This is a genomic window from Pseudomonas sp. WS 5411 (assembly GCF_012985595.1).
Classification (GTDB): domain Bacteria; phylum Pseudomonadota; class Gammaproteobacteria; order Pseudomonadales; family Pseudomonadaceae; genus Aquipseudomonas; species Aquipseudomonas shahriarae.
This window is the reverse complement of record NZ_JAARMC010000023.1, coordinates 60,035-82,965: the sequence shown is the minus strand read 5'-3', so window position 1 is coordinate 82,965 and position 22,931 is coordinate 60,035. Positions and strand designations below refer to the sequence as shown.

The 22,931-nt window shown below is 61.1% G+C and carries 20 protein-coding genes; 10 read left to right on the top strand and 10 right to left on the bottom strand.

The window, feature by feature from the left end; all coding sequences use genetic code 11:
* Nucleotides 1–150: 150 nt before the first annotated feature.
* From HBR93_RS22725 to HBR93_RS22705, 5 genes are all read right to left on the bottom strand, one after another.
* A complete protein-coding gene (locus HBR93_RS22725; RefSeq protein WP_057439419.1) occupies nucleotides 151–1,170 on the bottom strand; it encodes a branched-chain amino acid aminotransferase in 1,020 nt (339 codons plus the stop codon).
* Between the two features lie 184 nt (nucleotides 1,171–1,354).
* Nucleotides 1,355–2,734 carry a dihydrolipoyl dehydrogenase gene (gene lpdA / locus HBR93_RS22720; RefSeq protein ID WP_169961120.1) on the bottom strand — a complete coding sequence of 460 codons (1,380 nt, stop codon included), beginning with the start codon at nucleotides 2,732–2,734 and terminating at the stop codon, nucleotides 1,355–1,357.
* A gap of 4 nt (nucleotides 2,735–2,738) precedes the next feature.
* Nucleotides 2,739–4,004, bottom strand: coding sequence for a dihydrolipoamide acetyltransferase family protein (locus HBR93_RS22715; RefSeq protein WP_169961119.1), 1,266 nt, complete (start codon nucleotides 4,002–4,004; stop codon nucleotides 2,739–2,741).
* On the bottom strand, nucleotides 4,005–5,063 hold the full coding sequence (locus HBR93_RS22710) for an alpha-ketoacid dehydrogenase subunit beta (protein ID WP_169961118.1): 1,059 nt from the start codon (nucleotides 5,061–5,063) through the stop codon (nucleotides 4,005–4,007). It abuts the gene before it with no gap.
* A gap of 1 nt (nucleotide 5,064) precedes the next feature.
* A complete protein-coding gene (locus HBR93_RS22705) occupies nucleotides 5,065–6,300 on the bottom strand; it encodes a 3-methyl-2-oxobutanoate dehydrogenase (2-methylpropanoyl-transferring) subunit alpha (RefSeq protein WP_120733532.1) in 1,236 nt (411 codons plus the stop codon).
* Nucleotides 6,301–6,496: 196 nt separating this feature from the next.
* Here HBR93_RS22705 and bkdR point away from each other — a divergent pair, with 196 nt between their 5' ends.
* Entirely contained in the window at nucleotides 6,497–6,985 is a 489-nt protein-coding gene (gene bkdR, locus HBR93_RS22700; protein WP_057439415.1) for a Bkd operon transcriptional regulator BkdR, read from the top strand.
* A 1-nt stretch (nucleotide 6,986) separates the two neighbouring features.
* Here the strand turns inward: bkdR and HBR93_RS22695 are convergent, their stop codons facing one another.
* Nucleotides 6,987–7,862 (bottom strand): tyrosinase family protein, encoded by an 876-nt coding sequence (locus HBR93_RS22695; protein ID WP_169961117.1) that lies wholly within the window; start codon nucleotides 7,860–7,862, stop codon nucleotides 6,987–6,989.
* A 496-nt stretch (nucleotides 7,863–8,358) separates the two neighbouring features.
* On the opposite strand from HBR93_RS22695, the gene HBR93_RS22690 reads away from it, so the two are divergent.
* Complete coding sequence (locus HBR93_RS22690; RefSeq protein ID WP_057439414.1) at nucleotides 8,359–9,984, top strand: methyl-accepting chemotaxis protein; 1,626 nt, start codon at nucleotides 8,359–8,361, stop codon at nucleotides 9,982–9,984.
* 46 nt (nucleotides 9,985–10,030) lie between these two features.
* Nucleotides 10,031–11,254, top strand: coding sequence for an HD-GYP domain-containing protein (locus HBR93_RS22685; RefSeq protein ID WP_169961116.1), 1,224 nt, complete (start codon nucleotides 10,031–10,033; stop codon nucleotides 11,252–11,254).
* Nucleotides 11,255–11,269: 15 nt separating this feature from the next.
* On the opposite strand, the gene HBR93_RS22680 is transcribed toward HBR93_RS22685, so the two are convergent.
* Nucleotides 11,270–12,133: an MBL fold metallo-hydrolase gene (locus tag HBR93_RS22680; protein ID WP_115128525.1), complete on the bottom strand. Its 864-nt coding sequence runs from the start codon at nucleotides 12,131–12,133 to the stop codon at nucleotides 11,270–11,272.
* 94 nt (nucleotides 12,134–12,227) lie between these two features.
* Between HBR93_RS22680 and HBR93_RS22675 the strand changes: the two genes are divergently transcribed.
* From HBR93_RS22675 to HBR93_RS22650, 6 genes are all read left to right on the top strand, one after another.
* Complete coding sequence (locus tag HBR93_RS22675; protein ID WP_032860171.1) at nucleotides 12,228–12,563, top strand: metalloregulator ArsR/SmtB family transcription factor; 336 nt, start codon at nucleotides 12,228–12,230, stop codon at nucleotides 12,561–12,563.
* A gap of 54 nt (nucleotides 12,564–12,617) precedes the next feature.
* Entirely contained in the window at nucleotides 12,618–13,862 is a 1,245-nt protein-coding gene (locus HBR93_RS22670; protein ID WP_169961115.1) for an FAD/NAD(P)-binding oxidoreductase, read from the top strand.
* Nucleotides 13,863–13,871: 9 nt separating this feature from the next.
* On the top strand, nucleotides 13,872–14,675 hold the full coding sequence (locus HBR93_RS22665) for a sulfite exporter TauE/SafE family protein (RefSeq protein WP_057439411.1): 804 nt from the start codon (nucleotides 13,872–13,874) through the stop codon (nucleotides 14,673–14,675).
* Nucleotides 14,676–14,828: 153 nt separating this feature from the next.
* Nucleotides 14,829–16,004, top strand: coding sequence for a porin (locus HBR93_RS22660; protein WP_169961114.1), 1,176 nt, complete (start codon nucleotides 14,829–14,831; stop codon nucleotides 16,002–16,004).
* 175 nt (nucleotides 16,005–16,179) lie between these two features.
* A complete protein-coding gene (nosP, locus tag HBR93_RS22655; RefSeq protein ID WP_169961113.1) occupies nucleotides 16,180–17,343 on the top strand; it encodes a nitric oxide-sensing protein NosP in 1,164 nt (387 codons plus the stop codon).
* Nucleotides 17,273–19,573 (top strand): PAS domain-containing hybrid sensor histidine kinase/response regulator, encoded by a 2,301-nt coding sequence (locus tag HBR93_RS22650; protein WP_169961112.1) that lies wholly within the window; start codon nucleotides 17,273–17,275, stop codon nucleotides 19,571–19,573. The genes nosP and HBR93_RS22650 overlap by 71 nt, the downstream gene beginning before the upstream one ends.
* A gap of 486 nt (nucleotides 19,574–20,059) precedes the next feature.
* Here the strand turns inward: HBR93_RS22650 and HBR93_RS22645 are convergent, their stop codons facing one another.
* Nucleotides 20,060–20,725 carry a response regulator transcription factor gene (locus HBR93_RS22645; protein WP_029296512.1) on the bottom strand — a complete coding sequence of 222 codons (666 nt, stop codon included), beginning with the start codon at nucleotides 20,723–20,725 and terminating at the stop codon, nucleotides 20,060–20,062.
* Nucleotides 20,726–20,752: 27 nt separating this feature from the next.
* Nucleotides 20,753–21,307 carry a PQQ-dependent catabolism-associated CXXCW motif protein gene (locus HBR93_RS22640; protein WP_057960077.1) on the bottom strand — a complete coding sequence of 185 codons (555 nt, stop codon included), beginning with the start codon at nucleotides 21,305–21,307 and terminating at the stop codon, nucleotides 20,753–20,755.
* A gap of 275 nt (nucleotides 21,308–21,582) precedes the next feature.
* On the opposite strand from HBR93_RS22640, the gene HBR93_RS22635 reads away from it, so the two are divergent.
* Nucleotides 21,583–22,209 (top strand): response regulator transcription factor, encoded by a 627-nt coding sequence (locus tag HBR93_RS22635; RefSeq protein ID WP_057439407.1) that lies wholly within the window; start codon nucleotides 21,583–21,585, stop codon nucleotides 22,207–22,209.
* A gap of 42 nt (nucleotides 22,210–22,251) precedes the next feature.
* Here the strand turns inward: HBR93_RS22635 and HBR93_RS22630 are convergent, their stop codons facing one another.
* Nucleotides 22,252–22,899: a pentapeptide repeat-containing protein gene (locus tag HBR93_RS22630; protein WP_057960075.1), complete on the bottom strand. Its 648-nt coding sequence runs from the start codon at nucleotides 22,897–22,899 to the stop codon at nucleotides 22,252–22,254.
* Nucleotides 22,900–22,931 lie beyond the last annotated feature (32 nt).

Genomic DNA, 22,931 nt, shown 5'->3' with positions numbered 1-22,931 from the left:
GCGCAGAACCTGCCCAAATCCTGAAACCACCTGTAAGCAAATGTGGGAGCGGGCTTGCTCGCGAAAGCGGTGGGTCAGTCACTGATGACGTTGACTGATCCACCGCTTTCGCGAGCAAGCCCGCTCCCACATTTTGTTGCGCAGCGGGGCTTAGACCTTGACGATCCAGCCAGCCGGCGCTTCAACGTCGCCGGACTGCACACCGGTCAGCTCTTTGTAGAGCTTCTGGGTCACTGGGCCGACTTCTTTTTCGCTGTAGAACACGTGCAGCTTGTCTTTGTACTCGATCCCGCCGATAGGCGTGATCACTGCCGCCGTACCACAGGCGCCGGCTTCCTTGAAGTCTGCCAGCTTGTCGATCAGCACGTCGCCTTCGACCACGTCCAGGCCCAGGCGGGTCTTGGCCAGTTCGATCAGCGACAGGCGGGTGATGCCTGGCAGCACCGACGGCGAGTTCGGGGTGACGAACTTGTTGTCGTGGGTGATCCCGAAGAAGTTGGCCGAACCGACTTCTTCGATTTTCGAGTGGGTGGCCGGGTCCAGGTAGATGCAGTCGGCAAAGTTGGCTTTTTTCGCCAGGGAGCCGGGCATCAGGCTGGCTGCGTAGTTGCCACCGACCTTGGCGGCGCCGGTGCCGTTCGGCGCGGCGCGGTCGTAGCCGGAGATCAGGAAGTTGTGCGGGGTCAGGCCGCCCTTGAAGTAGGCGCCGACCGGGATGCAGAAGATCGAGAAGATGAACTCGGGCGCGGTACGCACGCCGATGTTGTCACCGGTGCCGATCACGAACGGGCGCAGGTACAGCGCGCCGCCAGTGCCGTACGGCGGGATGAACCGCTCGTTGGCGCGGACCACTGCCTTGCACGCCTCGATGAAGGCTTCGGTCGGCACCTGCGGCATCAGCAGGCGGGCGCAGCTGCGTTGCATGCGGGCGGCGTTCTGGTCCGGGCGGAACAGGTTGATCGAACCGTCCTTGCAGCGATAGGCCTTCAGGCCCTCAAAGCACTGCTGGCCATAGTGCAGGGCGGTGGAGCCCTCGCTGATGTGCAGCACGTTGTCTTCGGTCAGGGTGCCTTCTTGCCAGGCGCCGTCTTTCCAGGTCTGGAGAAAACGCTTGTCGGTCTTGATGTAGTCAAAACCCAATTTGTCCCAATTGATGCTTTCGTTACCCATGACACCCTCTATCTCTTTTCAACCGCCTGGTCGAAGGCAGGCTTTTGGTTTATTTCTGGATGGGCGCAACAATACTTCATTCTTGGCCTGTGTGGGAGCGGGCTTGCTCACGATAGCGGTGGGTCAGTTAACGCCTCTGACACTGACACATTGCTATCGCGGGCAAGCCCGCTGTCACAGTGGGTCAGAGGTGCAGGGCATGCCCCAGCGCCCGCAGCGCCGCTTCCTGTACGGCTTCACCGAGGGTCGGGTGGGCATGAATGGTGCCTGCCACATCCTCCAGGCGCGCGCCCATTTCCAGGCTCAGGCCAAAGGCCGTGGACAGTTCGGACACGCCAACCCCCACCGCCTGCCAGCCAACAATCAGGTGATTGTCGCGGCGTGCCACCACCCGCACGAAGCCGGTCTTGGACTCCAGGGTCATGGCCCGGCCATTGGCCGCAAACGGGAAGCTCGAGACAATGCAGTCCAGGCCCGCAGCCTTGGCTTCGTCCGGGGTCTTGCCGACCACCACCAGTTCCGGGTCGGTAAAGCACACCGCCGGGATCGCCGCCGGGTTGAACTCGCGGGATTTACCGCTGATCAGCTCCGCGACCATTTCGCCCTGGGCCATGGCCCGGTGCGCCAGCATCGGCTCGCCGCTCAGGTCGCCAATGGCCCACACATTGCGCATGCTGGTCTGGCAACGACTGTCGATCTGGATTGCCGCGCCGTTCATCGTCAGGTTCAAGGCTTCCAGGTTCCAGCCCTGGGTGTTGGGTTTGCGACCGACGGCAACCAGCACCTGGTCGGTGCCGAGGGCCAGGGTCTCGCCATTCGGATCGCGCACTTGCAGGCTGCCACCTTCAAAACCCGTCACGCTGTGCTTGAGGTACAGCTTGACCCCCAACTGCTTGAGGGATTCGGCGACCGGCTGCGTCAGCTCGGCGTCGTAGGCCGGCAGGATGCGGTCCTGGGCTTCGACCACGCTGACCTCGGCCCCGAGTTTGCGATAGGCAATCCCCAGTTCCAGGCCGATATAACCGCCACCCACCACGATCAAGCGTTTTGGCACACGGCTCGGTGCCAAGGCTTCGGTGGACGAAATGATCGGCCCGCCAATCGGCAGCATCGGCAGGTTGACGCTTTTCGAACCGGTGGCCAGCAGCAGGTGCTCGCACTGGATGCGTTGGCCATCCACGTCCACGGTCTTGCCGTCGACGATCTTGGCCCAGCCGTGGATTACCTGCACTTTGTGCTTTTTCAGCAGCGCGGCAACCCCGGTGGTCAGGCGGTCGACAATGCCGTCCTTCCACTCGACGCTCTTGCGGATGTCCAGGGTCGGCACATCCACTTCGATGCCCAGGGCCGATCCCTGGCTGTGGTGCACGGTTTGCTGGAACTGCTCGGCAATGTGGATCAGGGCCTTGGACGGAATGCAGCCGATATTCAGGCAGGTACCGCCCAACGCCTGGCCTTCTACCAGGATGGTCGGGATGCCCAGTTGGCCGGCGCGAATCGCCGCCACATAGCCGCCCGGGCCGCCGCCGATAATCAGCAGCGTGGTATGCAAAGTCTGAGTCATGCCCTTACTCCAGGAACAGGCTGGCGGGTTGTTCGAGCAGGCCACGGATGGCCTGGATGAATTGCGCCGCGTCCATGCCATCGACCACCCGGTGATCGAAGGAGCTGGAGAGGTTCATCATCTTGCGGATCACGATCTGCCCCTTGATCACCATTGGTCGCTCGACGATGCGGTTGACGCCGACAATCGCCACTTCCGGCAGGTTCAGCACCGGGGTGCTGACAATTCCGCCCAACGCGCCGAGGCTGGTCAGGGTGATGGTCGAGCCCGACAGTTCGTCACGGCTGGCCTTGCCATTGCGCGCGGCGTTGGCCAGGCGGGTGATTTCTTCGGCGGTGCCCCACAGGCTGCGTGCCTCGGCGTGACGCACCACGGGCACCATCAGGCCGACATCGCTCTGGGTGGCGACGCCCACATGCACCGCGCCAAGGCGGGTGATGACTTGGGCTTCGTCGTCATAACGCGCGTTGATCTGCGGGAAATCGCGCAAGGCCACAACCATCGCGCGCACCAGGAATGGCAGCAACGTCAGCTTGCCGCGACTGGCGCCGTTTTTTTCATTGAGGTGTACGCGCAAGTCGTCGAGGGCCGTCACGTCGATCTCTTCGACGTAGCTGAAATGTGCGGCGCGGCGCGTGGCGTCCTGCATGCGCTGGGCGATCTTGCGGCGCATGCCGATCACCGGAATCTGCTCTTCGTCGTTACGCTCGGCATACGGGTTGGCGCCGGCCGAGGCGCGGGTGCTGCCCTGTTGCAGATAGGCGTCGAGGTCTTCATGCAGAATACGCCCGGCCGGGCCCGAGCCCTGGACCAGGCGCAGTTGGATCCCGGCGTCCAGCGCATGCTTGCGCACGGCGGGCGAGGCCAGCGGGCGCTCATTGGCGTCGCGGGCCACCGGGGCCTGGGCGGCCACCACCGGCTTGGCGGCCGGTTTGCTTTCAACCGCAGGAGCCTTGATTTCGGCTTTTGGGGCCGGCGCGGCTCCTTCAACCACCGCCGACAACGCCGACTCCCGGGTATTGCCCGCGCCTTCGACTTCAATGCTGATCAGGATACTGCCCACGGCCATGACTTCACCCGGCTCGCCGCCCAGTGATATCACCTTGCCATGGACCGGCGAGGGAATATCCACCATCGCCTTGTCGGTCATCACATCCGCCAGCACCTGGTCTTCCACGACCATATCGCCAACCTTGACGTGCCATACCGACAACTCAACTTCTGCGATGCCTTCGCCAATGTCCGGCATCTTGATAACGTGCGTGCCCATTCAGACCTCCATGACCCGTTGCAAAGCCGCGCCCACACGGGTCGGGCCAGGGAAATACGCCCACTCTTGCGCGTGGGGGTAGGGGGTGTCCCAACCGGTCACACGCTCGATAGGCGCTTCCAGGTAGTGGAAGCAGTGTTCTTGCACCAACGACACCAGCTCGGCACCAAAACCGCAGGTCCGGGTGGCTTCATGCACCACCACGCAACGGCCGGTCTTTTTCACCGACTTGACGATGGTTTCCAGGTCCAGCGGCCACAGGCTGCGCAGGTCGATGACTTCGGCGTCGATGCCGGTTTCTTCGGCGGCCACTTGCGACACGTACACGGTGGTGCCGTAAGTCAGCACCGTGACGGCCGAGCCTGGACGCACGATGGCAGCCACATCCAGCGGCACCGTGTAGTAGCCGTCCGGCACCTGGGCTTGCGGGTGTTTGGACCACGGCGTTACCGGGCGGTCGTGATGGCCGTCGAACGGGCCGTTGTACAGGCGCTTGGGCTCGAGGAAGATCACCGGGTCATCGTTTTCGATGGAGGCGATCAGCAGGCCCTTGGCGTCATAGGGGTTGGACGGCATCACCGTGCGCAGGCCGCAGACCTGGGTGAACACCGCTTCGATACTCTGGCTGTGGGTCTGGCCGCCGTAGATGCCGCCGCCGCAGGGCATGCGCATGGTCAGCGGTGCAGTGAACTGGCCGGCCGAGCGATAACGCAGGCGCGCCGCTTCCGAGATGATCTGGTCGGTGGCCGGGTACACGTAGTCGGCGAACTGAATTTCAGCCACCGGGCGCAGGCCATAGGCACCCATGCCCACGGCCGCGCCGATGATGCCGCTTTCGGAGATCGGCGCATCAAACACCCGCGAGGTGCCGTACTTGCTCTGCAAGCCTTCGGTGCAACGGAACACGCCGCCGAAGTAACCGACGTCCTGGCCGAATACCACCACATTGTCGTCGCGCTCAAGCATCACATCCATGGCCGAGCGCAGGGCCTGGATCATGGTCATGGTGGTCGTGGTCATGGCGGTTTCCAGCTCGATTTTATTGTTGTGATCGTTCATGTCAGATCCCCAACTCTTGACGCTGGCGCTTCAAGTGCTCCGGCATCTCTTTATAAACGTCTTCGAACATGCTTGCGGCGCTTGGAATCTGGCCACCGGCCAGGGTGCCGTACTGTTCGGCTTCTTTCTGCGCGCTGATCACTTCGGCCTCCAGCTGCGCACTGACCGTGGCGTGTTCCTCTTCGGACCACTGGCCAATCTTGATCAGGTGCTGCTTGAGGCGGGCAATCGGGTCGCCCAGCGGGAAGTGGCTCCAGTCGTCGGCAGGCCGGTACTTGGAGGGATCATCGGAGGTGGAGTGCGGGCCAGCGCGGTAGGTGACCCATTCGATCAGGGTCGGGCCGAGGTTGCGGCGCGCGCGTTCGGCGGCCCAGGCAGAGGCGGCGTACACCGCGATAAAGTCGTTGCCGTCCACCCGCAGGGAGGCGATGCCACAACCCACGCCGCGTCCGGCGAAGGTGGTGGCTTCACCACCGGCGATGGCCTGGAAGGTGGAGATCGCCCACTGGTTGTTGACCACGTTGAGAATCACCGGCGCACGGTACACGTGGGCGAAGGTCAGGGCGGTGTGGAAGTCCGATTCGGCGGTGGCACCATCGCCGATCCATGCCGAGGCAATCTTGGTATCGCCCTTGATCGCCGAGGCCATGCCCCAGCCCACGCCCTGTACGAACTGGGTGGCGAGGTTGCCGGAAATGGAGAAGAAACCGAAGTCTTTTACCGAGTACATGATCGGCAACTGGCGACCCTTGAGCGGATCGCGCTCGTTGGACAGCAGTTGGCAGATCAGGTCTACCAGCGGCACTTCACGGGCCATCAGGATGCTTTGCTGGCGGTAGGTGGGGAAGCACATGTCGTCGATGTTCAAGGCCAGGGCCTGGGCGCTGCCGATGGCTTCTTCGCCAAGGCTTTGCATATAGAACGACATCTTTTTCTGACGCTGGGCGACCACCATGCGGTTGTCGAAGATCCGCGTCTTGAGCATGGCACGCATGCCGCGGCGCAAAATGTCTACCGGGACACCTTCGGCCCATGGGCCCAGGGCCTGGCCCTGGTCGTCGAGCACGCGGATCAGGCCCTTGGCCAGGTCGGCGGTGTCGGCGGCTTCTACGTCAATTGCGGGTTTGCGCACCGTACCCGCATCGGTCAGATGCAGGTAGGTAAAGTCGGTCTTGCAACCTGGACGGCCAGAAGGCTCGGGAACGTGCAGGCGCAGCGGTTCGTATTGCTGGGTCATGGCTTTCTACGCTCGATCTTGTGAATTTCTTGTAGTGGGCGCGCTTAGCTGACAGTCAGTCCCCGGGTAGGAGAAATCTTGTCCTACAACAATCATAGGCCGGGGCGTGGAGAATATTTATCTCTGTTTGGTTGCGCCTGAGATCATTTGAGGATAAAAAATCTGCATAAACATAATAAACAGGTGGTTTTGTCTCATGCGCAAGCTGGACCGTATTGATATCGGGATTCTCAACAGCCTTCAGGAGAATGCCCGCATCACCAACGCCGACCTCGCACGCTCGGTCAACCTGTCGCCCACGCCGTGTTTCAACCGGGTCAAGGCGATGGAGGAATTGGGTTTGATCCGTGACCAGGTCACGCTGCTGGACGCCGATTTGCTGGGGCTGCACGTCAATGTGTTTATCCACGTCAGCCTGGAAAAGCAGAACGAGGAAGCCCTGCAGCAATTCGAGGGGGCGATTTCCGACCGGCCGGAGGTGATGGAGTGCTACCTGATGGCCGGCGACCCGGACTACCTGATCCGGGTGCTGGTGCCGACCATCCAGTCGCTGGAGCGCTTTATGATGGATTTTCTGACTAAGGTGCCGGGTGTGGCGAACATCCGCTCGAGCTTTGCACTCAAGCAGGTGCGCTACAAGACCGCGCTGCCGCTGCCGGCCAATGGTTTGAACCTAGGCAGCTGACTTATTCATAACGGTAGTCAAGTTGCTCAAGGTCCAGGGTCTGCCTGACGGTCCAGCGCTCTGGCCAGGGTGCCGGTTCGTTTGGCGGGTTGAACACCAGGCTTGAGTCCAGCACGCCGTTGGGGGCGTCAGCCCTGGGCTGGAACGGCTCGCTGATCGGATGCTGCTGGCGCCACTGCTCCCATAGAAAGTCCAGATGGCAATGGTGCAGGAAAAACAGCGGGTCATTGGAAGAGGAGGCGGTGGTCATATCGCCGCCGATCCAGGCATGAACCCTGTTGTGCAATCGGTCTTCACTGACATTTTCCCAACCGCCGGAGGCTTCAGCCACGGGGACTTGCCAGTACGGGGTGCGCGCCAACGTTGAAATCACTTCCAGGGGGCCTGGCAAGGGCTGCTCGGGATTTGCCCCCAGGTCGCGACGCAGACCCTGATCACCCGAATTGTCGTCCCACACCTTGAGTTCGAATGCGCCGTTGAACACGGAAAATGGGCCGGTGGTGACACGTTGGTTTTGCATGTTGTCGCCGTTGCCCCCCATGAAATCGGCGGTGAAGGGGTTGCTGCGACCCTCTAGCTGCCAATCCCAATAGGGCAGGGTGATAGACGGATCATTTGCGGCGGTTTTGAGCGCCAGTTCGAACTGCCGAATCAGGATCCGGTGCCAGGGATAGAACAGCGGGCTTTGGTGGGGGTTGGGGACCAGTGGGTTGGGCCCGCCCATAGAGTTGCGATGGACCTGCACAAAATCGTCATAGCGGTTCTGCAGGCCGGGGCGCAGGACACTTGGAACGTCGTTCTTGAGCCGCAGAATGGCGGTGACAAAGGCTCGTTTCTGCTCCCCGGTCAGGTCGCGGTGGTTACGTCGGATGTCCATGTTTCAGATGCTCCATAGAGTGTGGGTTCCTGGAGTATCCGTGGGGGAGGCAGCAGAATGTGGTGTATAGATCTTCCTCTCGTAACGTCGGTAATACGCAATTGTTTCTATTCATACGAGGCGATGTGACTGATAGCGATCATCTGGAAGTGTCTGGTGAGCAAGCCATTATTATAAAAAACGCTTGTCCTTATGGGCAGTAAGGTATCTGCTAAGCTCATGTCTTAGTCGGAAGAGCGAGTCATAGAGAATGAGAAACTAGTCCATCTGGCTATTTAAGGCTCTAAGGGTGCCCGCTCGCCTGTTATCGTTGCGGCATATTCCTTGGTCTAATTGACTTATATAAGTAGTTAGCTAAGTAGTGGTTTGCGTGGTTTTTTTGTTTGTCGGCTCCATAAAACAACGATAGGCCTACATTTTTTTCACAGAACGCTCCACACACTGATGCCATCGAGGCTGTAAAAGTCCTTGAGCCAGTAAGCCTAGGGGAATTGCCATGTCAATGAGATCCATAAGATTGAACTCCCGTACCACCCTGTGTTTTGGCGTGGTGTGCCTGTTGCTTTTAATACAAGGCGCGATGACCCTGGTGAAAGTTGACAAAGTCTATTCGTCCACTGTGCAAATAGAAACTAACTGGCTACCCAGCATTCGTCAGGCTGGAAAGATGGAAAGTACGTTATTGAAACTTCGCCTGGAGTTGCGCAGGTTTGCACTGGATGCTAATCGGCTAAGTTCAACTTCGGTCGGTGCTGTTAAAGAGGCGAGTAGTGCGCTGGTTAAAGTAAGCAATGAGTATGCTTCGTTTGTATCCAGTCCCGAAGAAAAGAATAAATATGATCAAGTCATACGGGATATACAGGCCTATAACCTGAAAGTTGATGAGTTGCTGGCCATGGACAGTTCACATTCGGCTGCTGACTTGAGTGTGTTTTTTAGAGATTACACCAGCCCTCTGGCCGTTAAGCTGCAGTCCATGATTGGGGAATTGTTGGCTATCAACGAAACGGGTGGGCAGGCCGCAGTGGCCACTGCGGCCCATGAATATGATGCTGCCCGATTGTTCACATTGATCCTGATGGTGGCGTCGGTGCTGTTGACCATTGTGGTCGCCCGACTGTTCACCAAAAGTATCATCACGCCGGTTGGCGAACTGTTGGCCGCGACGGCGAAGATTGCCCAGGGAGACTTGCGTGTCGCCATCCAGATCAGCGGCAAGGACGAACTGACCGACCTGCAACAGTCCACTGCAGCCATGCAGATGAGTTTGAAAAGTACTTTGCAGCATATATCCGAAGCATCCGGCCAACTGGCATCGGCTGCTGAAGAGATGAGTTCGATCACCAAGGAGTCCAGTGCCGGTATTGAACGACAAAGTATGGAGACCGATCAGGCCGCCACGGCGGTCAATGAGATGACTGCCGCGGTAGAAGAAGTGGCGCGTAATGCGGTGTCGGCCTCCCAGTCGACCCAGGACTCCCAACGCTCGGCAAAAGTCGGCCAGGAGCGGGTGACCCAGACCATCGCTTCGATTGAAAAATTGAGCGCCACCGTCCAGCAAACCGGGGTCGAAGTAGAGGGGCTGGCCAAACAGGCCCAGGACATTGCAAGGGTGGTGGAAGTCATCCGCTCCATTGCCGAGCAAACCAACCTGCTGGCCCTGAATGCGGCCATCGAAGCGGCCCGGGCCGGCGAGCAGGGGCGCGGCTTTGCGGTGGTGGCCGACGAGGTCAGGGCGTTGGCCCATAGAACGCAGACCTCGACCCAGGAAATCGAACAGATGATCGCGAAGATCCAGAGCTGTTCCAGTGAGGCGGTGCTCTCGATGGGGCTGAACCGAACTGAAGCCGTGGATTCGTTGAAGATCGCCCATGAAGCGGGTGCGGCCATTACTCAAATCACCCACGCGATCGAGGATATCAACGAGCGAAACCTGCTGATCGCCACCGCGTCGGAAGAGCAGGCCCATGTCGCACGCTCTGTCGACCAGAACCTCATCAGCATTCGTGACCTGTCTATCCAGAGCTCGTCGGCCGCCAGTCAAACCTCGATCGCCAGTAATGAACTGTCGAAGCTGGCGATTGATCTCAAACAGATTGTTTCGAGGTTCTCGGTGAACTGAGCCGAGTCGGGCAGGTTGTTTGATCTTGAACTGTGAGGTAATGCCTATGTTGAAATGCATTCCTGCTTCGCAAGTCAGGTTGGGTATGTACGTCCACAAGCTCAACGGCGCCTGGACTGACCATGGTTTTTGGAAAAACAGTTTTTTGCTGACCCGTCTGCAAGACCTGCAGCGTTTGCGTCAGTCACAGGTGCAGAGCCTCTGGATTGATACCGAGAAGGGGGACGACGTGCTGCCGGACGAGCTGCCGCGTTCGCCAGCTGTTACCTCAACGGTCGCTGCACTGGCGCAATCTGCGGTGCCCCCGCGTGTTGATATGAAGGTCGAGGTGGCGCGTGCCGTCAAGGTGTGCGCGCGGGCCAAGAGTGCCGTCGTCGAAATGTTCAGTGACTTGCGCATGGGGGGCGCGATCGACCCTACTCGCGTGGTTAGCCTGGTGGATGAAATTTCCCAGTCGATTTTGCGCCACCCCCATGCCCTGATCAGCCTGGCCCGGTTGAAGCGGGCCGATGAATACACCTATATGCATTCGGTCGCGGTCAGTGGCTTGATGATCGCGTTGGCCAGGCAGTTGGGGCTGTCGCCGGCATTGGTCCAGGAGGCAGGGCTGGCAGGGTTGTTCCATGACGTGGGGAAAATGGCCATCCCGGAGGGCATTTTAAGCAAGGCCGGCAAGCTGACTGAGGCGGAGTTCGAGATTGTGCGCAGCCATCCCCAGGAGGGGGTGAACATGTTGCGCAACAGCCCGCATATCAGCGCCCTGGTATTGGATGTGTGCTTGCATCACCATGAAAAGTGCAACGGCGAGGGTTATCCCCACGGCCTGCGCCAGGATCAGATCAGCTTGTTTGCACACATGGGCGCGGTGTGTGATGTGTACGATGCGGTGACCTCAGAGCGGCCTTATAAACAAGGCTGGGGGCCGGCCGATGCCATTCAGAAAATGGCCGAGTGGAAAGGCCATTTCGATGAGCGGGTGTTCCAGGCGTTTGTCCGGTGCATGGGGATTTACCCGGTGGGCGCCTTGGTGCGCCTGGGGAGCGGGCGTATCGGTGTGGTGATTGAGCAAAGCCAGAAGTCGTTGCTCACGCCACGGGTCAAAGTGTTCTTTTCGGCGCGCTCCCGCTTGCCCATTATCCAGGTGGTGGTGAACCTGGCCGAGCAGCGCGACAAGATTGTCGCTCGCGAGAGCATCGAGGACTGGGGCTTCAAGCATATCGACGAGCTTTGGTCAGGCTTGCCCAAGCCCAAGGGCTCTTACTTCAGTTGAGCCCGATGTGCCGTGTCACAGCTGGTTGATCGGGATTTTCAGGTACACCACGCCATTGTCTTCCGCCGGCGGCATATTCCCCGCTCGTACATTCACCTGGATCGCCGGCAGCAACAGCGTCGGCATGCCCAGCCCGGCATCACGGGTGGTGCGCATTTGCACAAATGCCGCTTCATCCACCCCGTCATGCACATGGATATTGCTCGCTCGCTGTTCAGCCACGCTGGTCAGGCATTTGGCCTCGCGGCCCTCGGGTGGATAGTCATGGCACACGTACAGCCGGGTGTCGCCGGGGAAGGCCAGCAACTTGCGCATCGAGGCATACAACTGGCGCGCATCGCCGCCAGGGAAGTCACAGCGGGCGGTGCCCACGTCGGGCATGAACAGGGTGTCGCCCACCAGGATCAACTGGTCGTCGATCAGGTAGGCCATGTCTGCCGGGGTATGGCCGGGCACGTGCAGGGCCTGGGCCTTGAGGTTGCCGATGTGGAACACCTCGTCGGGGGCGAACAGATGGTCGAACTGCGAACCGTCAACGCGAAACGCCGGCTCCAGGTTGAACAGGTGCTTGAACACGCCCTGCACCTGGCTGATGGACTGGCCAATGGCGATTTTGCCGCCCAAGACACGGCGCAGGTACGGCGCGGCGGACAGGTGGTCGGCGTGGGCGTGGGTTTCCAGCAGCCATTGCACCTGCAAGCCATGGGCCTGGACGAACGCCACGACGTGGTCGGCCTGGCGCGTGTCGGTGCGTCCGGACGCGGGGTCGTAGTTGAGCACCGAGTCGACAATGGCACAGGGTCCACCGTCCGCTTCATAGACGATGTAGGTCCAGGTCGACGAGGCCTCGTCCAGGAAGGGTTGAATCAGCGCAGGCATGACGGTTGTCCCTGATGGCTAAAAAAAGGCGTGATATTCACTTTATGTTTAAACATAATGTTTTGAGCTTAAGTGAGAGAAAGGACCGAAGCAAATGGAATCCAGTCTGAGTGAAGGTGAAGTCGCCCAGTTGCGTGCGTCTGCGTCCAAGGCCTGTACCTTGCTCAAGGCCCTGGCCAATGAGGACCGGCTACTGATCCTCTGCCAGTTGACCCAGGGCGAGCGCAATGTGGGTGAGCTGGAAACCATGACCGGCGTGCGCCAGCCGACGTTGTCCCAGCAACTGGGAATCCTGCGCGACGAAGGGCTGGTGGCGACCCGTCGTGAAGGCAAGTACATCTTTTACGGGTTGGCCAGCCACGAAGTGATTCAAGTGATGAAAACCCTCTCCGGGCTGTACTGCGGGGCGGTGATAAAAAGCTGGGCGTGACGCCATACGGCAACGACCCTTGTGTGCATTGTTGAAATAAGAAAGGCCAGGACTATGAACGACCAACACTGGGGACCGACCATCAGTGGCGACATCGTGGTCATCGGCGGCGGCTCGGCAGGCATTGGCCTGCTGGCCAGCCTGCTCAAGCGCGACCCGCAGCTCAATATCATCCTGATTGAACCCAGCGCCGAACATTACTACCAACCCGCCTGGACCCTGGTGGGCGGCGGCGCCCATGACATCCGCAAGACCATGCGCCCCATGGCCCGGGTATTGCCCGACGGCGTGACCTGGGTACAGGCGGCGGTCAGTCAGTTGCTGCCCGACGAGCAGGCCCTGGTGCTCGACAGCGGCCAGCGTGTGACCTGGAATAACCTCATCGTCTGCCCCGGCCTGCGCCTGGCCTGGGAGAAAATCCAAGGCCTGGAGCAGACCCTGGGCCACAACGGCGTTACGTCCAACTACAGCTACCAGCACGCACCCTACACCTGGCAACTGGTGCAGCAGCTCAAGGGTGGCAAGGCGATCTATACCCAGCCAGCCATGCCGATCAAATGCGCAGGGGCGCCGCAAAAGGCCATGTACCTGTCTTGCGATCATTGGCTCAAGCAAGGTGACCTGAACACCATCGACGTCGAATTCAACCTGGCCGGCGCCGCGCTGTTTGGCGTGGCAACCTTTGTGCCGCCGTTGATGAACTATGTCGAGAAATATGGCGTGCAGTTGGCCTTCAACTCCAACCTGATCAAGGTCGATGGCCCGGCGCGCAAGGCCTGGTTCGAGGTCAAGGACGCCGAAGGCAATATCAGCGTCGAGGAAAAATCCTTCGACATGCTGCACGTCGTCCCGCCGCAAGTGGCCCCGGACTTTATCCGCCACAGCCCACTGGCCGACGCCGCTGGCTGGTGCGAGGTCGACCCCCACAGCCTGCAACAGGTGCGTTACCCGCACATCTTCGCCCTGGGCGATGTGTGCTCCACCAGCAATGCCAAGACGGCGGCGGCGGTGCGCAAGCAAATCGTGGTGGTCGCCGAGAACTTGCTGGCCCTGCGCAGACAGGCGCCGTTGCCGCTCAAGTACGACGGTTATGGCTCCTGCCCGTTGACGGTGGAGAAGGGCAAGGTGGTGCTGGCCGAGTTCGGTTATGGCGGCCGGCTGCTGCCGACCTTTCTCCTCGACCCGACGGTGGCGCGGCGCTCGGCGTGGTTTTTGAAGGCGACGCTGCTGCCGTGGTTCTACTGGAACGGCATGCTCAAGGGCCGCGAATGGCTGACCCGTCTGGCCAAGGTGGAGTGAGAGAACCCTATGCTGCTGGCAAGTTTTTTTGGCGTGTTCATGGGGCTGGTGATGGGCCTGACCGGGGCCGGGGGCGGGATCCTGGGGGTGCCGGCGTTGGTGCTGGGGCTGGGCTTGACCATGACCCAAGCGGCCCCGGTGTCATTGTTCGCCGTGGGGGCGGCGGCGGCGGTGGGGGCGATTGATGGCTTGCGCCATGGCCTGGTGCGGTACCGCGCGGCGTTGCTGATTGCCTTGCTTGGCGCCCTGTTTTCGCCGCTGGGGGTGTTCTTCGCCCATCAGTTGCCGGACAAGATCCTGATGGGCCTGTTCAGCGCGCTGATGGTGCTGGTGGCGTGGCGCATGTTGCGGCGCGAAAAGCTCGAGGCCGGCCCCAGCGACCATGGCGCCGCGTCCTGGGGGCAGAAGAACTGCATGCTCGATCAGCAGACCGGGCGGTTTTCCTGGACCGCCAAATGCACCGCGACCCTGGCCGCCCTCGGTGCGGTGACCGGTGCGGTATCGGGCCTGCTGGGGGTGGGCGGCGGCTTTCTGATCGTGCCGGCGTTCAAGCAACTGACCGATGTGCAGATGCGCGGGATTGTCGCCACCTCGCTGATGGTGATCAGCCTGATTTCGCTGATTGGTGTGGTCGGCGCGTTCCATGCCGGGGTGGTGATCGACACCCTCGGCTGGGTGTTTATTGGTGCCAGCATCGTCGGCATGCTCATCGGCCGGCGCCTGGGCTCGCTGATTCCGGCGCGGGCCTTGCAAATCGGCTTTGCCAGCCTGTGTATCGTGGTGGCAGGCGGGATGTTGTTCAACGCCCTTTGACCCCAACCCCGCGCCTACCGGTGTAAGCCTTAAGTGGCGGGCCCTCGGCGCCCTCCAAAGCACCGCGCATTTCCCTCCAAGGCAGCGTTTAACCGCGCTGCCTGGCTTTCGATAATCGCCTCCGACACCCAGACCCCCGTCGCGGAGCGCGCCATGCATAACAATAAGAACTTCCCCCGTCGTTTGTTGCCAGCCTTTATCGCCAGCCTCGGTTTGAGCTCGGTGGCCCAGGCTGAGATCGTGCTGTACGACAAAGACCAAACCACCTTCTCCACCGATGGCTACGTCAACGCCTTCTACGTCAACAGCGATGTGGACCGTGCCGGCGAGCAATACGACCGGCGCCAGTCGCGGGTAAAAATGGGCTTTTTGCCCAACTACCTGGGCTTCAACATGGGCAAGCAGGTCGATGACCTCAAGCTCGGCGCCCGTGCCTCGTTCTGGGTGACCATCAACGACAGTGAAACCAACGGCACCGACACCGCCATCGACGTGCGCCAGTTCTACGGCACCGTGGCCAACCCCGAGTGGGGCGAAGTGCTGATCGGCAAGGACTTCGGCCTGTTCGCCCGTTCCAACATCCTGCTCGACGAACTGCTCGCCGGCTATGGCCAGGTCAGCGACAGCCTGGGCCTGGTGGACGGCGGCGGGGTCTCGTTCGGCAATATCGGCAGTGGCTACCCATACCCGTTCCCCACCTCGCAAATCACCTACCGCACCCCGGTAATGGACGGCCTGCGGGTGGCCGTGGGCATCATGGACCCGGTCGACACCAACGACAGCAGCCCGCTGGGCAAGGCCTACCAGAAGAACCCGCGTACCGAGAGCGAGATCACCTACCAGTTCGACGTGGGCGGGGCGAAGATCTACAGCTGGCTCAACGGCAGCTACCAGACCTCGGACAACACCGACTCTACCGTCGAATCGGTGACCTCCAAGGGCCTGGGCTATGGGGTGCAGGCGAAGATGGGCGGCTTGTCGCTCACCGGCTCCGGCTTCCAGGCCAAGGGCATCAACCCGTTCTTCACCAACAACGCCGGGGAGGCCACCTTGCGTAATGTCGACAGCAATGGCTACCTGCTGCAGGGCTCCTACAAACTGGGCAAGAACCGCCTGGCGCTGTCCTACGGCAAGACCAAGGACGACGGCAACGGCGTGGTCGGCAGCGGCGCCGACTACGAAACCCGGGGCATTGCCCTGTTCCATGACATCAACGACAACCTGAAGCTGGTGGCCGAGTACAACCAGTTCGAGATCAACGGCCACGACACCAGTGCGCAGAATGAAGACACCGATACCTTTGCCGTAGGCGCGGTGCTGACCTGGTAATGACCTGGAACACGGTCAAACGTGTGGGAGCCAGCTCCCACACAAAGCCAGTTCCCACTGAGATTCATCTGTTGCCCGGTGGCTCTCATCCCATCGAAGCCCCGACCCAGTACCCAAGTAGCATAGGTCGCCACCCCGCGCGTTCGTACACTTGAGCTTCAACGGGGAGATGACCATGCAACAGGTGTATAGCGAAGGCGTAGTCACAGCCATGTCCCAGGCCAGCGATGCGCAGCAGGTGGCCGATGAGCTGGCGTGCCAGTTGTTGCACCCGTACCTGGGGTTCGTGCTGTTCTTCTGCTCTGCCACCTATGACCTGCAGGCCCTCGGCCAGGCCCTGCAACACAGTTTCGGTGGTGTCCGCGTGGTGGGTTGCACCAGCGCCGGCGAGATCACGCCCCAGGGTTACGGGCGCAATTGCGTGACGGCGGTGGGGTTTGACCATGCGCACTTTTCCATTGCCACCGAACTGATCGACCAGGTCGAGCACTTCAGCCTGATCGACGCGCAACAAATGGTCGAACGCCTAGTGGGTGGCTGTCGCAGCAACACCCTGGCCCCGATCAAGGGCAACAGCTTTGCCTTGACCCTGCTCGACGGCCTGTCCAGCCGCGAAGAAATGGTCCTCGCCGCCCTGAGCGCAGCGCTCGGCGATATCCCGCATTTCGGCGGTTCGGCCGGCGATGACAACCACCTGACCCACACCCACGTGTATTTCGACGGCGCCTTCCACAGCGGCGCGGCTGTCGTGGTGCTGGTCAATACCTGGCTGGACTTCGAGGTGTTCACCACCCACCACATCCTGCCCTTGGCACACAAACTGGTGGTGACAGGCGCGGACAGCGCGTCGCGGCGGGTCTTTGAGTTGAATGCCGAACCTGCCGCCGAGGAGTACGCACGGCATATCGGCGTGGCCGTTGCACAGTTGGATCACCGGATCTTCGCCGCCCATCCGTTGGCGGTGCGTATCAACGAGCAGTACTACGTGCGGGCGATCCAGCAGGTCCACGATGACTTGAGCCTGAGTTTCTACTGCGCGGTGGAAAACGGCATCGTCCTCACCGCCATGACCCCGGGGCCGATCCTGCCCAACCTGCAGACCCTGTTCGACGGTCTGCAAGCGCGTCTCGGCGACCTGCTGCTGACCATCGGCTGCGACTGTTTCCTGCGGCGCCTGGAGCTGGAAGAGCACGGCACCCTGGAGCCGATCGGCGCCTTTTTGCGTGAGCAACGGGTGATGGGGTTCAACACCTACGGAGAACAGTTCAATGGCATGCACATCAACCAGACCTTTACCGGGGTCGCCATTGCCCGTGGTCGAAGCTCTGGACAGCGCTGAACTGCACGCGCAGATCCGCGCCCTGCAGCAGGACAATCGCAAGCTGGCGCGGATCAACGCCGCGCTGATCGAGCGCGTCGAATCCGGCGCGACCCGTGGCAACGACCCTTATGCGGCGTTCCAGCATTCGGTGGTGCTGGCCGAGCAGGTGCGCGAACGTACCGACGCGCTCAACCAGGCTATGGCCGAACTCAAGGCCAGCAACCATCTGCTGCGCGATGCACGGTTGCGCGCGGAAACCGCCCACCAGCATTTGATTGATGCCATCGAGAGCATTTCCGATGCCTTTGTGCTGTTCGACCAGCACCAAAATATTGTGTTGTTCAACAGCCGCTTCCAGGGGTTCTGGAGCAACAGCCCGGTGCAGATTGTCGCGGGTATGGGCCTGCGCGAGGTCAAACGGCTGATGACGGTCAACGGCCTGTTCACCGAAGAGGCCCACGGGCACGCTGATGAAACCCTGTTTTACCGTCTGGATAACGGCCGTTGGCTGCAAGTCAGCGAGCGGCCGACCCAGGACGGTGGGCGAGTGATTCTGTTTACCGACATCACTGACGTCAAACTGGCGGAAACCCTGCGCCGTGAACAGGCCGTCGCGCAGAAATCCCAGGAAAGCGAACGCTGGATCCGCCTGATCACCGACCATGTGCCGGCGTTGATTGCCTACCTCAATGCCGATCTGGTCTACGAGTTCACCAACAAGGTCTACGAGCAATGGTATTGCTGGGCGCAGGGCGCGATGCTCGGCAAAAGCCTGCGCCAGGCCCACAGCGAACAGCATTACCAGCGCCTGGAAGCCTACGTGGCGCAGGCGCTGGCGGGGGAGAGCGTGACCTTCGAGTTCGCCGAAACCAATATCAACCATCAGGAGCGCTACATGCTGCGTTCCTATGTGCCCAACCGCCTGGCCAGTGGCGAGGTGGTGGGGATCTTTGTGCTGATCCGCGACATCACCGAACGCCGGCGCACCGCCGAGGCCCTGCACCAGGCTTATCAGAACCTGGAACTGCGAGTGCGCGAGCGCACCGCCGAACTGACTTCGCTCAACGACCAACTGCTGCAGGAAATCGACGAGCGCCGCCGCGTGGAGTCGCGCCTGCGCGAAGCCAAGCTGGAAGCCGAGCAGGCCAACCTGTCGAAAACCAAGTTTCTGGCGGCGGTCAGCCATGACCTGCTGCAACCGCTGAATGCCGCCCGCTTGTTTACTGGGGCCTTGCTGGAGCGGCGTGACCCGGTGGCCAACGAGACCCTGGTGCGCAACGTCAGCAATTCCCTGGAAGACGTGGAAAACCTGCTGGGCACCCTGGTGGATATTTCCAAGCTCGACGCCGGGGTGATCAAGGCCGATATCGCACCGTTTGCCTTGAGCGAACTGCTGGACAACCTCGCCGCCGAATACACCCAAGTGGCGCGCAGCGAAGGCTTGCAGCTGCACTTTATTGGCTGCTCGGCCCTGGTGCGCAGCGATATCCAGCTGCTCGCCAGAATCTTGCGCAACCTGTTGAGCAATGCCATCCGTTACACCTACGGCGGGCGCGTGGTGTTGGGTTGTCGGCGTGAGCATCAGCGGTTGTCGATCCAGGTCTGGGACACTGGTATGGGCATCGCCGAGGAGCGTTTGGAGGAGATTTTCCAGGAGTTCAAGCGCGGCGATGTGCAACGCCCGGACCAGGATCGTGGGTTGGGCCTGGGGTTGGCGATTGTGGAAAAAATCGCGCGGATCCTCGGGCACCGGATCAGCGTGCGCTCCTGGCCGGGCAAGGGCTCGATGTTCAGTGTGGAGGTGCCGTTGAGCAGCACCGCACCCAGGGTCTTGCCTATGCCGGTGATGAGCGAGCCGATGCTGGAGCGTTTGCAGGGCGCCCGGGTGTGGGTGCTGGATAACGACGCGGCGATCTGTGCCGGTATGCGTACCTTGCTTGAAGGCTGGGGCTGCCAGGTGATTACCGCCTTGTCCGAACAGGACCTGGCACGCCAGGTGGATAACTACCATGCCCAGGCGGACTTGCTGATTGCTGATTACCACCTGGATGACGAACAGAACGGCGTGGACGCGGTGGCCAGGATCAATGCGCGGCGGGCCAGTGCCATTCCGGCGATGATGATCACCGCCAATTACAGCAACGAGCTGAAACTGCAAATCCGCGAGCTGGGGCATACCCTGATGCACAAGCCGGTGCGGCCGATGAAACTCAAGACTGCCATGAGCCACCTCTTGGGCCGTCCCTGACATGCCCTCGATCAAAATGTGGGAGCGGGCTTGCCCGCGATAGCGGTGGGTCAGGCAAATAAATGCTGAATGACACACCGTTATCGTGGCGTAGGTATCTACACAGGTCTTTTCTGGGGGTGTGTACATATCCGTTGCTGCGGTCATGGCCACTTAGGGTTCCGCCCTTACGGCGGCTCACTTTGGAAAAGCCCCAAAGTAAGCAAAGGGCTTTTGCCCCACCACTCGGCACCTCGCCTAGGCTCGGTGTGCCCGTCATCCGACATTGATTTGGGGGGCCGCCGCGATGGGCCATCCATGGCCCAGCGCGGCTAACCCGGCGTCCTGCCGGGTTACCCCCCAAATCAAAATCGGATGACGGCCAGCGTGGTTTAACGGGACGCCTCAGATCAAGATCAAGATCAAAAGCAAAGCGAGGCGGCCTTAAAGCCGACCTGATCTTCGAATCGTACGCGTACCCCTGTGGGAGCTCAGTTGTAAGGAAAATCAGCGCCGCAGGTAGGAGCCGAAGTCGATATCTCCAGCGCTAAGGATCGCCTGCACCCGGTTATGTACGTTCAACTTGCGCAGAATCGCCGACACATGGGCCTTCACCGTGGTCTCGGCAATTTCCAGGGTGTAGGCAATCTGCTTGTTCGACTCGCCCTTGGTCATCCGCTCCAACACCAGCAACTGCTTGCGTGTAAGGGCCTGCAGCAGTTCCGGGGCAAAGGCCGGGTTGTCGTGCATGCGCCGCTGGCCGGGGTTTTTCTGGGTGCGGATGATGTCGGGCGGCAGGTACACGTTGCCATTGAGGATCTGCTGGATCGCTTCGGTCATCTGCGCCCGTGGCGAGGATTTGGTGATAAAGCCCACCGCGCCATAGGTGATGGCTTGCAGCACGATCTGCTTGTCCTGTTCGGCCGAGACGATCACCACCGGTATGGTCGGCGCTTCGTTGCGCAGGTTGATCAGGCCGTTGAGGCCGTGCATGCCGGGCATGTTCAGGTCCAGCAGGATCAGGTCGAGGTCGTCGTGCTCCTGGGTCAGGGCCAGGGCGCTGTCCAGGTCGGCAGTTTCCATCACTTCGCTGCCGGCAAAACCGTCGCTGATGACGTTATGGATCGCTTCGCGAAACAGCGGGTGATCGTCGGCAATCAGAATTTTATACATGGCCGTTCACCTTTTTATTGTGATGTTTCAGGGGGCAAGCTCAAAGGGCTCTGGGTGTGCCGCGGCGACGGGCAGCTTGGCGGCCTCCCACGCGTCCAGGCCATCGCGATACCAATACACAGTGTTATAGCCCAAGGCTTTGGCCCGTTTTACCGCGTTCCAACTCAACCAGCAATCGGCGCGGCAGTAGAACACCAAGGGGTGGGCAAGGTGACCGTCGGTGTAGGTGTACAGGTGGCGGGCAAAGTAGCTCTGCCACTCGGGCGTCAGCTCGCCATCGCCGGTATTGGCCAGCCAGTGGCTGCCGGGCAGGTTGGCGTGGGGCTGGTCTTCGATGAACTGGCCGTGCAGCCATTGCCGGCGGTAGACGTCGATCAGCACCGGGCGCGGCTGTTGCGCCAGCAGGGTTTGCAGGGCCTGGGTATCGACGATGGTCGCGCCCGGCAGGTGTTCGGGGGTGGGGCTGCGATAGAGGTTGATGCGGTAGCCGTCGCGGGAAAACAGCGCGGTTGGCGGCTGGGCAGCAGCCAGCAGCGGGGTCAACGACAGCACGGCAGCCAGAGTCAGTCGGGCGGGCAGCATGGCAGGTACGATCCTTATAGTTATGCGCCTATTACATGCCAGTCGCGCTGCCTTGGGAATGCGACGATAGACAGCAAAACCAGTACCAAAGTAGTAAATCAGCCGGCGCTTGAGGGCTCTAGCATGAAAGTACCGGTCATCCTCAGGAGTTGTACGATCATGCGAATTCTCAAGGCGCTGCTCTTGCCGTTTTTGCTGATTGTCAGCCTGATCGGCGTGGACAAGCTCCACGGCCCGCGACCGGCGCCGCTGCTGGTGATGCCGGCGCATGCCTCATGAATATCCTGTTGGTAGACAAGCACGCCGTGGTGCGCCTGGGTTACAGCAGCCTGTTGCGGGCGCTGCTACCGGGCGTGGAGGTGCGCGAGGCGGGCACTGGCGAGGAGGCGCTGGCGCGGGTGCAGGAGGCGGTGCCGAACCTGGTGATCACCGGTTTTGGCCTGCCGGGCATCAGCGGCTTGGAGACCACTCGCCGCCTGCGCCAGCGCCTGCCGCAATTGCGCGTGCTGTTTTTCAGCCAGCATCAGGAACTGCCCCTGGTACGCCAGGCCCTGGAGGCCGGTGCGTCGGGCTATATCACCAAGGGCGCGACGCCTGCGGTGATGAATGAAGCGGTGCAGCGCATCCTCGACGGCCACACCTATATCGAACAGGCCCTGGCCACCGAGCTGGCCTACCACCCGGTCGATCATCGCCTGCAGGGCATGACGGCCCGCGAGCTGGAAATTTTCCTGATGCTGGCCAAGGGCACACCCACCCGGGCCATTGCCGATCAACTGAGTATCAGCAGCAAGACCGTGTCCAATCACCTGACCTTGCTCAAGAGCAAATTGCAGGTCAGCTCCCATGCGGAGCTGGTGCATGTGGGGATTGATATGGGCGTGGTGCGGGCGGCGGGATAAGTCGCTCCTCTGCAGGAGCCGGCAAGCCCGCGCCTGCAAAAGTTAACGGTCCCAGGTGGTGGGGCAATCCTTGCAGCCCTCCATATTCGCGTCCTGGAAGTTTGCATAGTGCTGGCGGGTGCCGGTGAGGGTGGCCTGTTCCAGGTTGCTTTCACCGAACTTGGCCTCTTGCAGGTTGGCGTCGCTCAGGTCCGCACCTTGCAGGTCAGCTTTGCTCAGCCAGGTCATTTCCAGGTCCGCTGCACGCAGGTTGGCCTTGTGCAGCTTGGCCCCCGACAACCGCGCAAATTGCAGGTAAGCCGCGCTGAGGTTGGCGTTTTCAAATTGCGCGCCCTGGGCAAACATGCCCCAGCCTTGCACGGCCATCAAAGTGGCCCCGCTGAAATCTGCCAGGCGCAGGTTGGCTTGCTGCAGGCTGGCGCGGGTCAGGTTGGCGCCTTGCAGTTGGGCTTTTTCCAGGTTGGCCAGGTCGAGGTTCGCGTGGCGCAGGTCGGCCTCGCGCAGATCGGCCCCGGCCAGGTTCATTTTGCTCAAGTCCTGGTTGCGCAGGTTGGCGCCCTTGAGGTTGGCGCCGGGGCATTGGCTGTGGGGGGCGAGGGTGCAGCCGTTGATGACCAGGGGTTGGTCGTCGCCGTCGTCGGCGTAGGCCAGGGGGAGGGAGAGCAGGAGTAGCAGGGGCAGGTAGTTCATGGCAGGGACCTCGTGGTGGCCGTTGGGGCGCG

What these genes read in the sequence shown, in the direction of transcription:
- HBR93_RS22725 (WP_057439419.1), bottom strand. Translation starts at nt 1,170, where the DNA reads ATGGGTAACGAAAGCATCAATTGGGACAAATTGGGTTTTGACTACATC.
- lpdA (WP_169961120.1), bottom strand. Translation starts at nt 2,734, where the DNA reads ATGACTCAGACTTTGCATACCACGCTGCTGATTATCGGCGGCGGCCCG.
- HBR93_RS22715 (WP_169961119.1), bottom strand. Translation starts at nt 4,004, where the DNA reads ATGGGCACGCACGTTATCAAGATGCCGGACATTGGCGAAGGCATCGCA.
- HBR93_RS22710 (WP_169961118.1), bottom strand. Translation starts at nt 5,063, where the DNA reads ATGAACGATCACAACAATAAAATCGAGCTGGAAACCGCCATGACCACG.
- HBR93_RS22705 (WP_120733532.1), bottom strand. Translation starts at nt 6,300, where the DNA reads ATGACCCAGCAATACGAACCGCTGCGCCTGCACGTTCCCGAGCCTTCT.
- bkdR (WP_057439415.1), top strand. Translation starts at nt 6,497, where the DNA reads ATGCGCAAGCTGGACCGTATTGATATCGGGATTCTCAACAGCCTTCAG.
- HBR93_RS22695 (WP_169961117.1), bottom strand. Translation starts at nt 7,862, where the DNA reads ATGGACATCCGACGTAACCACCGCGACCTGACCGGGGAGCAGAAACGA.
- HBR93_RS22690 (WP_057439414.1), top strand. Translation starts at nt 8,359, where the DNA reads ATGTCAATGAGATCCATAAGATTGAACTCCCGTACCACCCTGTGTTTT.
- HBR93_RS22685 (WP_169961116.1), top strand. Translation starts at nt 10,031, where the DNA reads ATGTTGAAATGCATTCCTGCTTCGCAAGTCAGGTTGGGTATGTACGTC.
- HBR93_RS22680 (WP_115128525.1), bottom strand. Translation starts at nt 12,133, where the DNA reads ATGCCTGCGCTGATTCAACCCTTCCTGGACGAGGCCTCGTCGACCTGG.
- HBR93_RS22675 (WP_032860171.1), top strand. Translation starts at nt 12,228, where the DNA reads ATGGAATCCAGTCTGAGTGAAGGTGAAGTCGCCCAGTTGCGTGCGTCT.
- HBR93_RS22670 (WP_169961115.1), top strand. Translation starts at nt 12,618, where the DNA reads ATGAACGACCAACACTGGGGACCGACCATCAGTGGCGACATCGTGGTC.
- HBR93_RS22665 (WP_057439411.1), top strand. Translation starts at nt 13,872, where the DNA reads ATGCTGCTGGCAAGTTTTTTTGGCGTGTTCATGGGGCTGGTGATGGGC.
- HBR93_RS22660 (WP_169961114.1), top strand. Translation starts at nt 14,829, where the DNA reads ATGCATAACAATAAGAACTTCCCCCGTCGTTTGTTGCCAGCCTTTATC.
- nosP (WP_169961113.1), top strand. Translation starts at nt 16,180, where the DNA reads ATGCAACAGGTGTATAGCGAAGGCGTAGTCACAGCCATGTCCCAGGCC.
- HBR93_RS22650 (WP_169961112.1), top strand. Translation starts at nt 17,273, where the DNA reads ATGGCATGCACATCAACCAGACCTTTACCGGGGTCGCCATTGCCCGTG.
- HBR93_RS22645 (WP_029296512.1), bottom strand. Translation starts at nt 20,725, where the DNA reads ATGTATAAAATTCTGATTGCCGACGATCACCCGCTGTTTCGCGAAGCG.
- HBR93_RS22640 (WP_057960077.1), bottom strand. Translation starts at nt 21,307, where the DNA reads ATGCTGCCCGCCCGACTGACTCTGGCTGCCGTGCTGTCGTTGACCCCG.
- HBR93_RS22635 (WP_057439407.1), top strand. Translation starts at nt 21,583, where the DNA reads ATGAATATCCTGTTGGTAGACAAGCACGCCGTGGTGCGCCTGGGTTAC.
- HBR93_RS22630 (WP_057960075.1), bottom strand. Translation starts at nt 22,899, where the DNA reads ATGAACTACCTGCCCCTGCTACTCCTGCTCTCCCTCCCCCTGGCCTAC.